This window comes from Kosakonia sp. SMBL-WEM22 (genome assembly GCF_014490785.1).
Classification (GTDB): Bacteria; Pseudomonadota; Gammaproteobacteria; order Enterobacterales; family Enterobacteriaceae; genus Kosakonia.
In genome coordinates, this window is sequence record NZ_CP051488.1 from 337,398 (window position 1) to 352,825 (window position 15,428).

At 56.1% G+C, this 15,428-nt stretch carries 11 protein-coding genes; 6 read left to right on the forward strand and 5 right to left on the reverse strand.

Going from position 1 to position 15,428, the window contains the following annotated elements; translation table 11 throughout:
* The first annotated feature begins 391 nt into the window (after positions 1 to 391).
* Positions 392 to 1,963, forward strand: a complete 1,572-nt coding sequence (locus tag HF650_RS01740; RefSeq protein WP_187800919.1) for an EAL domain-containing protein — start codon at positions 392 to 394, stop codon at positions 1,961 to 1,963.
* A 1-nt stretch (position 1,964) separates the two neighbouring features.
* On the opposite strand, the gene soxS is transcribed toward HF650_RS01740, so the two are convergent.
* Positions 1,965 to 2,288 carry a superoxide response transcriptional regulator SoxS gene (gene soxS, locus HF650_RS01745; RefSeq protein WP_023478478.1) on the reverse strand — a complete coding sequence of 108 codons (324 nt, stop codon included), beginning with the start codon at positions 2,286 to 2,288 and terminating at the stop codon, positions 1,965 to 1,967.
* An 80-nt stretch (positions 2,289 to 2,368) separates the two neighbouring features.
* On the opposite strand from soxS, the gene soxR reads away from it, so the two are divergent.
* The 4 genes from soxR to HF650_RS01765 all read left to right on the forward strand — a co-directional run bounded on the left by soxR (position 2,369) and on the right by HF650_RS01765 (position 7,190).
* Positions 2,369 to 2,827 (forward strand): redox-sensitive transcriptional activator SoxR, encoded by a 459-nt coding sequence (soxR, locus tag HF650_RS01750; RefSeq protein ID WP_187800920.1) that lies wholly within the window; start codon positions 2,369 to 2,371, stop codon positions 2,825 to 2,827.
* A 264-nt stretch (positions 2,828 to 3,091) separates the two neighbouring features.
* Entirely contained in the window at positions 3,092 to 3,760 is a 669-nt protein-coding gene (locus HF650_RS01755; RefSeq protein ID WP_187800921.1) for a glutathione S-transferase, read from the forward strand.
* Between the two features lie 299 nt (positions 3,761 to 4,059).
* On the forward strand, positions 4,060 to 5,409 hold the full coding sequence (ghxP, locus tag HF650_RS01760; RefSeq protein ID WP_187800922.1) for a guanine/hypoxanthine transporter GhxP: 1,350 nt from the start codon (positions 4,060 to 4,062) through the stop codon (positions 5,407 to 5,409).
* Positions 5,410 to 5,543: 134 nt separating this feature from the next.
* A complete protein-coding gene (locus tag HF650_RS01765) occupies positions 5,544 to 7,190 on the forward strand; it encodes a Na+/H+ antiporter (protein WP_187800923.1) in 1,647 nt (548 codons plus the stop codon).
* A gap of 535 nt (positions 7,191 to 7,725) precedes the next feature.
* Here HF650_RS01765 and HF650_RS01770 read toward each other — a convergent pair.
* The 4 genes from HF650_RS01770 to acs all read right to left on the reverse strand — a co-directional run bounded on the left by HF650_RS01770 (position 7,726) and on the right by acs (position 13,309).
* Positions 7,726 to 9,033 (reverse strand): Gfo/Idh/MocA family oxidoreductase, encoded by a 1,308-nt coding sequence (locus tag HF650_RS01770; protein WP_187800924.1) that lies wholly within the window; start codon positions 9,031 to 9,033, stop codon positions 7,726 to 7,728.
* Positions 9,034 to 9,179: 146 nt separating this feature from the next.
* Complete coding sequence (gene actP / locus HF650_RS01775; protein WP_187800925.1) at positions 9,180 to 10,829, reverse strand: cation/acetate symporter ActP; 1,650 nt, start codon at positions 10,827 to 10,829, stop codon at positions 9,180 to 9,182.
* Positions 10,826 to 11,143, reverse strand: a complete 318-nt coding sequence (locus HF650_RS01780) for a DUF485 domain-containing protein (RefSeq protein WP_187800926.1) — start codon at positions 11,141 to 11,143, stop codon at positions 10,826 to 10,828. The genes actP and HF650_RS01780 overlap by 4 nt, the downstream gene beginning before the upstream one ends.
* Positions 11,144 to 11,350: 207 nt before the next feature.
* Positions 11,351 to 13,309, reverse strand: coding sequence for an acetate--CoA ligase (acs, locus tag HF650_RS01785; RefSeq protein WP_187800927.1), 1,959 nt, complete (start codon positions 13,307 to 13,309; stop codon positions 11,351 to 11,353).
* Positions 13,310 to 13,994: 685 nt separating this feature from the next.
* Here acs and gltP point away from each other — a divergent pair.
* Positions 13,995 to 15,308: a glutamate/aspartate:proton symporter GltP gene (gene gltP, locus HF650_RS01790; RefSeq protein ID WP_187800928.1), complete on the forward strand. Its 1,314-nt coding sequence runs from the start codon at positions 13,995 to 13,997 to the stop codon at positions 15,306 to 15,308.
* Positions 15,309 to 15,428 lie beyond the last annotated feature (120 nt).

A 15,428-nucleotide genomic window follows, 5' to 3' on the forward strand; every position in this document is an offset into this window, starting at 1 on the left:
CCAGAAAATTAAGCATGCTTATATTATTAAGTGTGAGTAAATCGTCACTTAACTATTAAGCACCAGTTTAGCTTTTGGCCACTTTAAATTGGTTGGTTGCGTAAAAAACAGGCAGTGCGGGCACTGTTTTACCTGTCTGGGCAGGTTGTTTTATTGGCGAGCGTTTCGTTTTTGGGAGCAGTATGGCGAAATATTTTCTTAAATATAAATCCAGGTACACGCTTTTAGTTTGCCTTACGGTGGAATATTCTCAGCATCCTTAATTATCATGATTCGAAAGAGAAAAGTCTGTTGCTAATGGTCAGGGTTTGATGCAACGTAATCACCTGTTTCTAAAAGCCTCCTGCCCAACAATATAAAAGGCACATAAAATGCATGGATTTAGGCGGACATGAAGCTCAGTGTGCCTCGTAAAATGCTCAGAATTAGCGGAATGATACTGGTAGTTCTTATCCCGGTAATGATCTCGCTATGGTTTGCTCATATCCACGCCGTAAAAGAGACCCGCACACATCTGCGCGCATTCGCTCGTCAGGCGCTGAATAAAACCGATCTCGTTATTCAGCAGGCGGATAGCGTGCGCCGCGCGGCGGAGAGCTATCGCGGCACGCCGTGTACGCCGCAACATCGCGCCATGATGCTTAATATTGTTCACGGCAGCCAGTATGTCGCCGACCTTATTTATGCCGAGGGCAACCACTTTTTATGTTCCAGCGCCGTTACGCCTGCGCAATCGTATGCTATTTCATCAGCGGATTATGAAGGGCAGCATGGCACAGCGCTCTATTACTATCGCGATACCCCCTTTTATGCCGGTTATAAAATGGTCTATGTGCAGCGGGGAAACTATGTCGCGGTGATTAATCCGCTCACCTATAGCGATGTGACATCCGACGATCCGCGTTTAGCGTATGGCGTCTACGATACGCGCTCTGGCGGCTTTTTCTCACTCAGCAAGAACGCCCGTTTAAAAACCTTTGCCTCCTTAATCCACCGCAAGGGAAGCTCTTTCTTACTGGGCGATCGCTTTTATACCATCGCGTATGCCTCCTCACGGCCAATCGCCATTATTGTTTCGACGTCGCGCGAAAACTATTTTCACTCCCTCTACCGGCAGGCGGTTTTTACGCTGCCGTTGGGGATGATTTGCAGCGCGCTGATCTTTTTCCTCTGGACGCGAACACGGCGGGAAATTACTTCCCCACGCCGTAGGCTCCACCGCGCTTTGACCCGTCGTCAGCTTCGCCTTCATTACCAACCTATCATTGATATTAAAAACGGTACCTGCGTCGGCGCCGAGGCGCTATTGCGCTGGCCTGGTTTTAACGGCCAGGTAATGACCCCAACGGAGTTTATTCCGCTGGCAGAAAAGGAGGGGATGATTGAGCGCGTAACGGATTATGTCGTTGATGAGGTGTTCAATGATTTAGGGGATTTTCTGGCGGTAGTGCCGAATCTCTATATTTCCATCAACCTCTCGGCGTCTGACTTCCACTCGTCGCGCTTAATTTCGCTGATTGCCAACAAAGCGCGCGACTATGCGGTTCGCGCCGAGCAGATCAAAATCGAGGTGACCGAGCGTGGCTTTATTGATGTGCCAAAAACCACGCCGGTGATCCAGGCGTTTCGCCAGGCGGGGTATGAAGTGGCGATTGATGACTTCGGCACCGGATATTCCAACCTGCATAATCTCTACTCGCTCAACGTCGACATCCTGAAAATCGACAAATCCTTTATCGACACGCTCTCCACTAACAGCACCAGCCACTTAATTGCGGAACATATTATTGATATGGCACAGAGCCTGCGGCTGAAGATCATTGCGGAAGGGGTGGAGACGGCAGAGCAGGTCGCCTGGCTGCTTAAGCGCGGCGTGCAGTTTTGCCAGGGGTGGCACTTTGCGAAGGCGCTGCCGCCGCAGGAGTTTAAACGCTGGGTGCAGCAGCCGCCTTCGCTAAAGTGAGTTACGCCTGGTGGCGATAGTCGCTCGGCGTACGATCGAACTCGCGGCGGAAAACACGCGAAAACGTCTGTTGCGAGACGTAACCCAAATCCATCGCAATATCAAAAATCGGCCGTTTGGTGGTGCGCAGCGCTTCGGCAGCCAGCAGCAGGCGGCGCTGACGAATATACTCCCCAAGCGTTTGATGCATCACGGTGCGGAACATCCTCTGTAAGTACCACTTTGAGTAGCCTGACTTTTTGGCGACAACATCAATGTTCATTGGTTGGTCGATATGTTCATCAATCCATTCAATCAAGGTCTGAATAATCTGCTGATGGGACATAAAGCTTCCTCTTTCCCGATTCGTCGTTTTGTCTGCGGGCGAGTATAATTCCTCAAGTTAACTTGAGGTAAAGAGGTTTTATGGAAAAGAAAACGCCGCGAATCAAAGCCCTTCTCAGCCCCGGTGAAGTGGCGAAGCGCAGCGGGGTCGCCGTCTCGACGCTGCACTTTTATGAAAGCAAAGGGCTGATAAAAAGTTCACGCAATGCCGGCAATCAGCGGCGTTATCAGCGCGATGTGCTGCGCCATGTGGCGATTATCAAAATCGCGCAGCGTATCGGCATCCCGCTGGCGACCATCGGCGAGGCTTTCGGCGTGCTGCCCGAAGGGCATGCGCTGAGCAAAAAGGAGTGGAAAGCGCTCTCTTCCCAGTGGCGAGAAGAGCTAGACAGACGTATCCATACGCTGGTGGCACTGCGCGACGAGCTGGATGGCTGCATCGGCTGCGGCTGCCTGTCGCGCAGCGACTGCCCGCTACGCAACCCTGGCGACACGCTGGGCAAACAGGGGCCGGGCGCACGGTTGCTGGAAGATGAGTGAAGCTAAAAAAACTAAAGCGCCCGCTGGGGCGCTTTAGTCATTTTCCGGTCATTGTCTTTCGCTCTATCCCGCATCAAAACGGGAGGGTTTCCCCCGACATCAACACCCCTTATGTAGCCACTAAGGTTCCGGCTTGTGATGACACAGTAAGTATAGATGCCCCTCGCTGGTCTGCTCATTTTTTAAGCGTATTCATTATGATTTTTCCGGCGCTTTGCCCGCGCTTCTCTATAGTTAAAACGAATATACATGCGGGAGAGAGTCATGCTTACAGTGCACCATCTGAATCAATCGCGCTCGCAGCGCATCCTCTGGGCGCTGGAAGAGTTGGGCGTTCCCTACAATATCGTGCGTTATCAGCGGCAGAAAAACATGCTGGCCCCGGACGAGCTGAAAAAGATCCATCCGTTGGGAAAATCGCCGGTAGTGGAGGATAACGGCTTTATCCTCGCCGAATCGGGGGCGATCCTCGAATATCTGCAAGAGACCTACGACACCGAGCAGCGCTTCAAGCCGCACGATGCACAGCAGAAGATCGATTACCGCTTCTGGCTGCACTACGCGGAAGGCTCGCTGATGCCGCTGCTATTGATGAAGCTGGTGGTAGGGCAACTCGGCAAACCGCCGGTGCCGTTCGGTGTGCGCAGCGTCGGCAAGCTTATCGGGAAAGGGATCGAGAATGCTTTTTTGAATAAGCAGCTGGAGACCCACGCGCGCTTTATGGAAGGCGAGCTGGCGCATCGCCCGTGGTTTGCCGGTGATGAACTGAGCATGGCGGATGTGCAGATGAGTTTCCCGGTGTTCGCGCTGCTGTCACGCGGCGGTATTAAGAATCTGCCCAATCTGCAAGCGTGGAAAAAACGCGTAGAAATGCGCCCCACCTGGAAACGCGCCATTGAGCAGGGCGGCCCCTTCTCGCTGCCGGGCGAGTGAGAATGTTTGTAGAGTGTTGCAAAGTTGCGCATCGACGATAACGTTTGCGCATTTGGCGGGTACTTCTTCGCCGCTTTCGGCGATATTTGGCAGAAAGCGGCAAAGTTTGGTTGAAAAGCGGCGTCTAAAGGCTGGATAATCGTTTGCCTTTTTTTGACCACCCGTTGTATGCGTGGAGTTAAACGTTTGCTTTTTTGTGACCCTTTGTCACAACGCAGCACAGGGAGAAGACGTTTGACCGGCAGTGGACTGTCCACCATGCATGCCAACGCACAATAAAATTCTCAGGGGATGTATCTATGTCTACGCCATCTGCGCGTACCGGCGGTTCGCTTGACGCACTATTTAAAATTTCTGCCCGTGGCAGCACTGTTCGTCAGGAGATCGTAGCCGGTTTAACCACCTTCCTGGCGATGGTCTACTCCGTCATCGTAGTGCCCGGCATGCTGGGTAAAGCCGGTTTCCCGCCGGCCGCCGTCTTCGTCGCCACCTGCCTGGTTGCCGGTGTCGGCTCCATCGTGATGGGGCTGTGGGCCAATCTGCCGCTGGCCATCGGCTGTGCGATTTCACTCACCGCCTTTACCGCCTTCAGCCTGGTGCTGGGGCAGCAGATCAGCGTCCCGGTCGCACTCGGCGCGGTGTTCCTGATGGGCGTGCTGTTTACGGTGATCTCCGCCACCGGCATTCGCAGCTGGATTTTGCGTAACCTGCCGCAGGGCGTTGCGCACGGCACCGGTATTGGTATCGGCCTGTTTCTGCTGCTGATTGCCGCCAATGGCGTTGGCCTTGTGGTTAAAAACCCGATTGACGGTCTGCCGGTTGCCCTTGGCCACTTCGCCAGCTTCCCGGTGATCATGTCACTGATCGGCCTTGCGGTGATTATCGGTCTGGAGAAGCTGAAAGTGCCCGGCGGCATTCTGCTCACCATCATCGGTATCTCCATCGTTGGCCTGATTTTCGACCCGACCGTGCACTTCTCCGGTATTTTCGCCATGCCATCCCTGAGCGATGACAAAGGCAACTCGCTGATCGGCAGCCTCGATATTATGGGCGCGCTCAACCCGGTGGTGCTGCCAAGCGTGCTGGCGCTGGTGATGACGGCGGTGTTTGACGCCACCGGTACCATCCGCGCGGTCGCAGGGCAGGCAAACCTGCTGGATAAAGAGGGGCAGATTATCGATGGCGGCAAAGCGCTGACCACCGACTCCCTGAGCAGCGTCTTCTCTGGCCTGGTTGGCGCAGCACCGGCTGCGGTCTATATCGAATCGGCGGCAGGCACTGCGGCGGGTGGCAAAACCGGCCTGACGGCGATCACCGTCGGCGTGCTGTTTATGCTGATCCTGTTCCTCTCTCCGCTCTCCTACCTGGTGCCAGCTTACGCCACCGCACCTGCGCTGATGTATGTTGGCCTGCTGATGCTGAGCAACGTGGCGAAAATTGACTTCGCCGACTTCGTTGACGCCATGTCGGGCCTTATCACCGCTGTGTTTATCGTGCTCACTTGCAACATCGTTACCGGCATTATGATCGGCTTCGCTTCGCTGGTGATTGGCCGTGTGGTCTCGGGTGAGTGGCGCAAGCTGAACATCGGCACCGTGGTGATCGCCATCGCGCTGGTGGCGTTCTATGCTGGCGGCTGGGCGATCTAATCATTAAACATTCGGACAATGGGCAACTTCGGTTGCCCATTTTTTTGCCCACAGCCCGGTTGCTTTGCGTTAAGCTGAAAGACCCCGTCTCAGGTCTGATGCGGGTATAACAACACACTGCAAACAGGGAACGCATGGAAATTTTCTTTACCATTCTCATCATGACCCTTGTGGTATCGCTCTCCGGTGTTATCACTCGAGTTCTGCCGTTTCAAATCCCCTTACCGCTGATGCAGATTGCCATCGGTGCGTTACTCGCCTTACCAACCTTCGGTTTGCACGTTGAGTTCGACCCGGAACTCTTCCTTGTGCTGTTTATTCCGCCGCTGCTCTTTGCCGACGGTTGGAAAACGCCGACGCGCGAATTCCTTGAGCACGGGCGCGAGATATTTGGTCTTGCGCTGGCACTGGTGCTGGTCACCGTGGTGGGTATCGGCTTCTTAATTTACTGGATGGTGCCGGGCATCCCGCTGGTACCGGCCTTTGCGCTGGCGGCGGTGCTGTCGCCAACCGATGCGGTGGCGCTCTCCGGCATCGTTGGTGAAGGGCGCATCCCGAAAAAGATCATGGGCATCCTGCAGGGTGAGGCGCTGATGAATGACGCCTCCGGCCTGGTGTCGCTGAAGTTCGCGGTCGCCGTGGCAATGGGCACGATGGTCTTTACCGTCGGCGGCGCCACGGTCGAGTTCTTCAAAGTGGCGATTGGCGGCCTGCTGGCCGGTTTCGCCGTCAGCTGGCTCTATGGTCGCTCGCTGCGTTTCCTCAGCCGCTGGGGTGGCGACGAACCGGCCACGCAAATCGTGCTGCTGTTCCTGCTGCCGTTCGCCTCTTACCTGATTGCCGAGCATATCGGCTTCTCCGGCATTCTCGCCGCCGTCGCCGCCGGGATGACTATTACCCGCTCTGGCGTGATGCGCACCGCACCGCTGGCGATGCGCCTGCGCGCAAACAGCACCTGGTCGATGCTGGAGTTTGTCTTTAACGGCATGGTGTTCCTGCTGTTGGGCCTGCAACTGCCGGGGATTCTGGAGTCCTCGCTGGTGGCGGCAGAAGCCGATCCCAACGTCGAAACCTGGATGCTGTTTACCGATATCGTGCTGATTTATGCTGCGCTGATGCTGGTGCGTTTTGGCTGGCTGTGGGTGATGAAGAACTTCAGCCGTCGCTTCCTGACCAACAAGCCGATGGAGTTCGGCGCATGGAGCACCCGCGAACTGTTGATTGCCACTTTTGCCGGTGTGCGCGGGGCGATTACCCTTGCCGGTGTGCTCTCAATTCCGCTCCTGCTGCCGACCGGCGATGTCTTCCCGGCGCGTTATGAGCTGGTGTTCCTTGCCGCCGGGGTGATCCTCTTTTCACTCTTTGTCGGCGTGATTGCCCTGCCGATGCTGTTGCAGCGTATCGAAGTGCGTGACCACGCCCAGCAGCAGAAAGAGGAGCGCATGGCGCGCGCGGCGACCGCCGATGTGGCGATTGTGGCGATCCAGAAGATGGAGGAGCGCCTGGCAGCGGATACCGAAGAGAATATCGATACCCAGCTGCTGACGGAGGTGAGTTCGCGGGTGATTGGTAACCTGCGCCGCCGCGCCGATGGTCGTAATGATGCGGAAAACACCCTGCAGGAAGAGAACCTCGAACGCCGCTTCCGCCTGGCGGCGCTGCGCTCGGAGCGCGCCGAGCTCTACCATCTGCGCGCCACCCGCCAGATCAGTAACGAGACGCTGCAAAAGATGCTGCACGACCTCGATCTGCTCGAAGCGCTGCTCATCGAGAACAAGTAAGCTTGGCTGCAATGCCGGATGGCGGCTGCGCCTTATCCGGCCTACAAAACCGTAGGCCGGATGCCAAACGTAGGCCTGATAAGCGCAGCGCCATCAGGCATTAAACGGCTTCAATACCTCTCTTTATGCGCGTTGCGCCGCCTGCTTCAACCGCGCGACCAACTCAAACTCGTTGAAATTGACCGGCCGCTGCTGCTGGAGGGAGATATTGCCCGCAATGCCGGATGGCGGCTGCGCCTTATCCGGCCTACAAAACCTTAGGCCGGATGCCAAACGTAGGCCTGATAAGCGCAGCGCCATCAGGCATTAAACGGCTTCAATACCTCTCTTTATGTGCGGTGCGCCGCCTGCTTCAACCGCGCGACCAACTCAAACTCGTTGAAATTGACCGGCCGCTGCTGCTGGAGGGAGATATTGCCCGCAATGCCGGATGGCGGCTGCGCCTTATCCGGCCTACAAAACCATAGGCCGGATGCCAAACGTAGGCCTGATAAGCGCAGCGCCATCAGGCATTAAACGGCTTCAATACCTCTCTTTATGCGCGTTGCGCCGCCTGCTTCAACCGCGCGACCAACTCAAACTCGTTAAAATTGACCGGCCGCTGCTGCTGGAGGGAGATATTGCCCGCAATGCCGGTCAATATCGACATCGCCCCCGCGCGGTGATCGGCTGCGCGTTGCAGCGGGTCGTTATCCGGAGTGCCAAACAGATCCGCCAACATCGCGTTATCCCCGCCACCGTGCCCGCCTTCGCCGAGGGTAAACTCCGCTTTCCACGGCGCGGCAAACATCGGGAAAACGGTGATATCACACGAGGTCAGGCTCCCCTCATTGGCGCGCTCGCCGCCTGCATTCACATAGGATTTCTCGACGATTTTCATCTCCAGCCGCCCGAGGCTACCGTTAAACACCACGTTCAGACCTTCCCACGGCAGATAGGTGTTGAGTGAATAGGTCAGCTGGCACTGATTCTGGTACTTCACCAGCACCGACATCGTATCCTCAATAGTGATGCCGTCGCTAAAGACGCTCTGATCGCGCCAGTAGTTATCCTCATGTTCCGCATCAAGATAGAGCGCTTTTAACTGCGGGTTATCCGCCATATGCAGCGCAAACGGGTCGTCCTGGGCAGCGGCATAGCCGTGCGCGCGCGGGTAGAAGTGCGTCACGCCGCGCTTCTCGGCATTCTCTTTCCCGTAGAAGCGCAGGCCGCCCTCGGCATACACCCGCAGCGGGAAGCTGTCGAGCCAGAAGTTCATCAGATCGAAATGGTGAGTCGATTTATGCACCAGCAGGCCGCCGCTGTTGCGCTTCTCCCGGTGCCAGCGACGGAAGTAGTCCGCGCCATGTTCGGTATTGAGCAGCCACTCAAAATGCACCGAGTAGACTTCGCCGATGGTTTTGTTCATCAGCAGTTCACGCACTTTGCTGTGGTGCGGTGCATAGCGATAGTTGAACGCGACGCGCACGGTTTTGCCGGTCTCTTCAATGGCATCCAGAATACGCAGCGCGCGCGTCTCGTCGATGGTCATCGGTTTTTCGGTGATTACATCGCAGCCCACGCGCAGGGCGCGAACGATATAGTCATCGTGGGTTCTGTCCATGGTGGTGACGATAATCGTATCGGGGCGCGTTTCGCGGATCATCGTCTCAAACTGCCCAGCAAGCCATGTGGGAACAGAAGCCGCGCCCTCCTGCATTAACAGCTGGTTGGCGTAATCCATCCGCGTCTGGTTGGTATCGCAGAACGCCACCATGCGGGCATTCTCTCTCCACTGACCGCCAATGGCGGAGATATATAAACCGGCACGCCCGCCCGTACCGACTAAGGCATATTTTTTCATCGCATTCTCTCTTATGAATTGATTTGCTGAATTAATGGAACGTTGTTTCAATTCGATAAGGTTACTGTAGCGCGATGACGAAATATGCCTACGGCGGAGAGGGGAAAGTGTGATCCCCGGCCAAAAGTGGCCGGGAAGAGGGGAGGTTAGTGCGCGCGGCCCTGCTCGATACCGACGCCGGTTTGTGAGCGGATAAACTGGGCGCGGAACAGTTCACGCTCGCGTTTGCCCGCTTCGGTGTTGTCGGTCGCCGAGAAGACCCAAATGCCGATAAAGGCCACGGCAATCGAGAAGAGCGCCGGGTATTCATACGGGAAGACCGGAGCGGCATGGCCGAGGATCTGCACCCAAATCGTCGGGCCAAGCACCATCAAAATCACCGCCGTCAGCAGGCCGAGCCAGCCGCCGATCATCGCCCCGCGCGTGGTCAGTTTCGACCAGTACATCGACAGCAGGATAATCGGGAAGTTACAACTTGCGGCGATAGAGAAGGCCAGCCCCACCATAAAGGCAATGTTCTGATTCTCGAACAGAATGCCCAGCAGGATCGCCACCACGCCGAGGATCAGCACGGTGATTTTCGACACCCGCAGCTCCTGGCGCTCCGTCGCGCCTTTACGGAAGACGTTGGCGTAGAGATCGTGCGACACCGCCGAAGCGCCCGCCAGCGTCAGGCCTGCGACCACCGCCAGAATGGTGGCGAAGGCGACGGCAGAGATAAAGCCGAGGAACAGGTTGCCGCCCACGGCATCGGCAAGGTGCACCGCCGCCATATTGTTGCCGCCAATCAGCGCGCCCGCCGCATCTTTGAACGCCGGGTTCGCGCCGACCAGCATGATGGCACCAAACCCAATGATAAAGGTCAGGATGTAGAAGTAGCCCATAAAGCCGGTGGCGTAGAGCACGCTTTTACGCGCTTCCCGCGCATCGCTGACCGTAAAGAAACGCATCAAAATATGCGGTAAACCGGCAGTACCGAACATCAGCCCGAGGCCTAACGACAGCGCCGAGATTGGGTCTTTCACCAGCCCGCCTGGGCTCATGATCGCCTCGCCTTTCGGGTGCACCGCCATCGCTTCGCTAAACAGATTATTGAAGCTGAAGCCGACATGTTTCATCACCATAAAGGCCATAAAACTGGCACCGAACAGCAGCAGTACGGCTTTGATGATCTGCACCCAGGTGGTGGCGAGCATGCCGCCGAACAGCACATACATCACCATCAGCACGCCAACCAGCACCACCGCGATGTGGTAGTTCAGGCCGAACAGCAGCTGGATAAGTTTGCCCGCGCCGACCATCTGCGCAATCAGATAGAGCGCCACCACCACCAGCGAACCGCAGGCAGAGAGGATTCGAATCGGCCCCTGCTTCAGGCGATAGGAGGCGACATCGGCAAAGGTGTAGCGCCCGAGGTTACGCAGCCGTTCGGCAATCAGGAAGAGGATAATCGGCCAGCCGACCAGAAAGCCGAGGGAGTAGATCAGCCCATCGTAGCCGGAGGTGTAGACAAGCGCGGAGATGCCGAGGAACGAGGCGGCAGACATAAAGTCGCCTGCAATCGCCAGCCCATTCTGGAAACCGGTGATATTGCCGCCCGCCGTATAGTAATCGTTGCGCGAGCGGACGCGTTTGGACGCCCAGTAGGTGATATAGAGGGTCAGCACGACGAAAATCAGGAACATGATAATCGCCTGCCAGTTGGTCGGCTGGCGCTGTACCGCGCCGGTAAGGGCATCAGCGGCGCTTGCCGCCAGCGGAAGTGTGGCGGCAAGCGCCGTCAGGACTCTCTTCATGGCGCTTTTACCTCGCTCAGTACCGCCCGGGTCAACCGTTCAAACTCACTGTTGGCGCGCCAGACATAGACCGCCGTCAGCACGAACGAAATCAAAATCACGCCGATACCAATCGGAATGCCGCGCGTGACGGTGGTGCCCGCATGCAGCGGCGTACCGAGCCAGTGCGGGGCAAAAGCGATAAGCAGGATAAAGCCGACGTAGATAATCAGCATAAGGATGGATAAGAGAAAGGCAAACCGTTGCCGTTTTTCAACTAACTCCCTGAAATGAACACTGTTTTCTATCCGCTGATAAACGGGATTTTCATTCATTACAGAAATCTCCAGAGGTAAGTAATGCCAGCAAATGTAGGGTTGGTAGAGTGACATTTCTTTGCCGGATGGCGACGCAACGCCTCTTAACCGGCCTACAACCCGCAGGGGGCTTATGTAGGCCGGATAAGGCGTCAGCCGCCATCCGGCGTAATGATTACCTTCAAAGCCAGCCGGATAACGAGGTCCATCGCATCCGGCCCAGGGTTACGACGGCATGGTAATGGACTGCTTCTCTTCGAGCAGTTTCTCCACTACGCCCGGATCGGCGAGGGTTGAGGTATCGCCAAGGTTGCTGGTATCGCCAGCGGCAATCTTGCGCAAAATGCGGCGCATGATCTTGCCGGAGCGGGTTTTTGGCAGTGAGTCGGTCCAGTGCAGCACATCCGGCGTCGCCAGCGGGCCAATCTCTTTACGCACCCAGTTACGCACATCGGTATAGAGCTCCGGCGACGGCTCTTCGCCGTGATTGAGCGTCACGTAAGCGTAGATCGCCTGGCCTTTGATGTTGTGCGGAATACCGACCACCGCCGCTTCGGCGATTTTCGGGTGCGACACCAGCGCCGACTCAATCTCCGCCGTGCCGAGACGGTGGCCGGAGACGTTGAGCACATCGTCCACGCGCCCGGTGATCCAGTAGTAGCCATCCTCATCCCGGCGCGCGCCGTCGCCGCTGAAGTACATATTTTTGAAGGTGGAGAAGTAGGTCTGCTCAAAGCGGTCGTGATCGCCAAACAGCGTCCGCGCCTGGCCAGGCCACGAATCGGTGATCACCAGGTTACCCTCGGTCGCGCCCTCAAGCGGATTGCCTTCGTTATCAACCAGCGCAGGCTGTACGCCAAAGAAGGGGCGGGTGGCGGAACCGGCTTTCAACTGGGTCGCGCCGGGCAGCGGAGTGATCATAAAACCGCCGGTTTCCGTCTGCCACCAGGTGTCCATCACCGGGCATTTGCCGTTACCGATTTTTGACCAGTACCACTCCCAGGCTTCCGGGTTGATCGGCTCGCCGACGGAACCCAAAATGCGCAGCGACGAACGGTCAGTGCCGGTAATGGCTTTATCCCCTTCCGCCATCAGGGCGCGGATCGCCGTCGGCGCGGTGTAGAGAATATTGACCTTATGCTTATCCACCACCTGGCTCATGCGCGCCGGGGTCGGCCAGTTCGGCACCCCTTCAAACATCAGCGTGATGGCACCACAGGCCAGCGGGCCGTAGAGCAGATAGCTGTGGCCGGTGACCCAGCCGACATCCGCCGTACACCAGTAGACGTCGCCAGGGTGGTAATCAAACACATATTTAAAGGTGGTTGCCGCATAGACCAGATAGCCGCCGGTGGTGTGCAGCACCCCTTTCGGTTTACCGGTCGAGCCGGAGGTGTAGAGGATAAAAAGCGGATCTTCCGCGCCCACTTCCACAGCCTGATGCTCATCGCGGGCATTTGCCGTTAAGTCGCTCCACCAGAGATCGCGCCCCTCGTGCCACTCGATATTGCCGCCGGTGCGCTTGAATACCACCACATGCTCAACGCTTTTTACGTTGGGGTTTTTCAGCGCGTCATCGACGTTCTTCTTCAGCGGGATCGCGCGCCCGGCGCGTACGCCCTCATCGGCGGTGATCACTAAGCGCGAGCTGGAGTCGATAATCCGCCCGGCAACCGCTTCCGGCGAGAAGCCGCCGAAAATCACCGAGTGAACCGCGCCAATGCGCGCGCAAGCGAGCATCGCCACCGCCGCTTCCGGTACCATCGGCATATAGATCGCCACCACATCGCCTTTTTTAATGCCCAGATCCACCAGCACATTGGCAAAGCGGCAGACATCGCGGTGCAGTTCGCGGTAAGTAATGGTTTTGCTCTGGCTGGCGTCATCGCCTTCCCAGATAATCGCCGGCTGGTCGCCGCGCTCGGCGAGATGGCGATCGAGGCAGTTCGCGGCCAGGTTCAGGGTGCCATCCTGATACCAGTTGATAGAGATATTGCCGGGCGCGAAAGAGGTGTTCTTCACGGTGGTATAGGGTTTAATCCAGTCGAGGATTTTGCCCTCTTCGCCCCAGAAGGTCTCCGGGTCGCTAACGGACTGCTGATATTTGGCTTCATACTGCTGTGGATCGATCAGGCAACGCTCCGCAATGTTCGCGGGAATATCGTGTTTATGTATTTGGCTCATGGCGGTTGCTCTCCTTGTAAGATGTTAATAATATGTCACAAGAACGTTAATTGTAGGGCCTTTGCCTGCTTTGTTTATTATTTGCGCGATAGATCACGCATTAGGCAACGCAACTGCAAATTGGCAAAACCGTTTGTGCCGAACCTGAAAGGCGCTAAAAAGCACGCGGAGAGAGAAATTTCCTTCATAACAGTACGTTATGGAATAAGGCAATTTGATTACCGTGCTATTTGCTGGATAAAAGGTGAACAAGCGTAAGCACCTGAAAATAAACCACTGAACCAATAGGCTCTTAATAATTTTTGTCATGGATTATTCACTCTTTAAATAGAAAATCGCAGTGGAAATTTCGGTGTGGGATCGGTTGTACGACATTTCTGATGATTAAAAAGTGCGCAACCGAACAATTTCAGTGTATTAATTTCCAAAGTTAAATATTGGAATTACGCAGAGTGAAAAGTTTTCTATAACAAGTAGTTATTTTTCATAACTGGAATAAAAGACGGTTTTTCCTTAAAAAATCAGTCAAACCCCCTCCCGCTATAGGGTTGCGCGTTACACCTTGCAAATGGTACTGATAATGCGCGTTAAAAACCCCCGCAATACCGTGCAACGCAAATCATACCCTTTCAGTATGTGTCGTTCCTGTGCATGGAATGGCGCTTCATTGAGGATGTCTGTAGTGATGAAAAATATGAAAATCAGCCTGGCCTGGCAGATATTGCTGGCCCTGGTGCTGGGTATTCTTCTGGGTAGTTACTTGCATTATCAGAGCGACAGCCGGGAATGGCTGATTGCGAATTTCCTGTCTCCGGCGGGCGATATCTTTATTCACCTGATCAAAATGATCGTGGTGCCAATTGTCATCTCCACGCTGGTGGTGGGTATTGCAGGCGTTGGCGATGCGAAGCAGCTTGGTCGAATTGGCGCGAAAACCATTATCTATTTCGAAGTGATCACTACGGTTGCGATTGTGCTCGGCATTACGCTGGCCAACGTCTTCCAGCCGGGTGCGGGCATTGATATGTCGCAGCTGGCAACGGTGGATATTTCGAAATACCAAAGCACTACCGCGGATGTGCAGAGCCACGCCCACGGCGTGATGGGAACTATCCTGTCGCTGGTGCCGACAAACATTATCGCGTCGATGGCGAAAGGCGACATGCTGCCGATCATCTTCTTCTCGGTGCTGTTTGGTCTGGGTCTCTCTTCGCTGCCGGCAACGCACCGCGAACCGCTGGTGACCGTCTTCCGCTCCATTTCCGAAACCATGTTTAAAGTCACCCATATGGTGATGCGTTACGCGCCGGTCGGCGTCTTCGCCCTGATTTCGGTGACGGTCGCCAATTTTGGTTTCGCCTCGCTCTGGCCGCTGGCGAAGCTGGTGATCCTCGTTTATGTCGCGATTATCTTCTTTGCGCTGGTGGTGTTAGGTCTGGTGGCGCGCGTCTGCGGGCTGAGCGTCTGGACCTTAATCCGCATCCTGAAGGATGAGCTGATTCTGGCTTACTCCACCGCCAGCTCGGAAAGCGTGCTGCCGCGCATTATCGAAAAGATGGAAGCCTACGGCGCGCCGCCGTCGATCACCAGTTTCGTGGTGCCGACCGGTTACTCCTTCAACCTCGACGGCTCGACCCTTTACCAGAGCATCGCGGCCATCTTTATCGCCCAGCTTTACGGCATCGACCTGTCGCTGTGGCAGGAGATCGTCCTCGTGCTGACGCTGATGGTGACCTCGAAAGGCATCGCCGGCGTGCCGGGCGTGTCGTTTGTGGTGCTGCTGGCAACCCTCGGTAGCGTCGGTATTCCACTGGAAGGGCTGGCGTTTATCGCCGGTGTTGACCGTATCCTCGATATGGCCCGTACCGCGCTGAACGTGGTCGGCAACGCGCTGGCGGTGCTGGTGATCGCCAAGTGGGAACACCAGTTTGACCGCAAAAAAGCGCAGGCCTACGAGCGCGAAATGCTGGGCAAATTTGATAAAACCGCCGGGCAGTAATCGGCGTATCCCCCCCGGCGCAAGCGTGCCGGGGGGGATTTCTCCTTTTCGCGATCGCGAAAACGACGCGCCTCTCATTTCTCCACCTCCCTCGCTGTAACTTATTGACACCCTTTATGT

Bases quoted from the DNA above. Each gene is read 5' to 3' on its own strand.
- HF650_RS01780 (WP_187800926.1), bottom strand. From the start codon at position 11,143: ATGAATGAAAATCCCGTTTATCAGCGGATAGAAAACAGTGTTCATTTC.
- HF650_RS01765 (WP_187800923.1), top strand. From the start codon at position 5,544: ATGGAAATTTTCTTTACCATTCTCATCATGACCCTTGTGGTATCGCTC.
- actP (WP_187800925.1), bottom strand. From the start codon at position 10,829: ATGAAGAGAGTCCTGACGGCGCTTGCCGCCACACTTCCGCTGGCGGCA.
- HF650_RS01770 (WP_187800924.1), bottom strand. From the start codon at position 9,033: ATGAAAAAATATGCCTTAGTCGGTACGGGCGGGCGTGCCGGTTTATAT.
- soxS (WP_023478478.1), bottom strand. From the start codon at position 2,288: ATGTCCCATCAGCAGATTATTCAGACCTTGATTGAATGGATTGATGAA.
- HF650_RS01740 (WP_187800919.1), top strand. From the start codon at position 392: ATGAAGCTCAGTGTGCCTCGTAAAATGCTCAGAATTAGCGGAATGATA.
- soxR (WP_187800920.1), top strand. From the start codon at position 2,369: ATGGAAAAGAAAACGCCGCGAATCAAAGCCCTTCTCAGCCCCGGTGAA.
- gltP (WP_187800928.1), top strand. From the start codon at position 13,995: ATGAAAAATATGAAAATCAGCCTGGCCTGGCAGATATTGCTGGCCCTG.
- acs (WP_187800927.1), bottom strand. From the start codon at position 13,309: ATGAGCCAAATACATAAACACGATATTCCCGCGAACATTGCGGAGCGT.
- ghxP (WP_187800922.1), top strand. From the start codon at position 4,060: ATGTCTACGCCATCTGCGCGTACCGGCGGTTCGCTTGACGCACTATTT.
- HF650_RS01755 (WP_187800921.1), top strand. From the start codon at position 3,092: ATGCTTACAGTGCACCATCTGAATCAATCGCGCTCGCAGCGCATCCTC.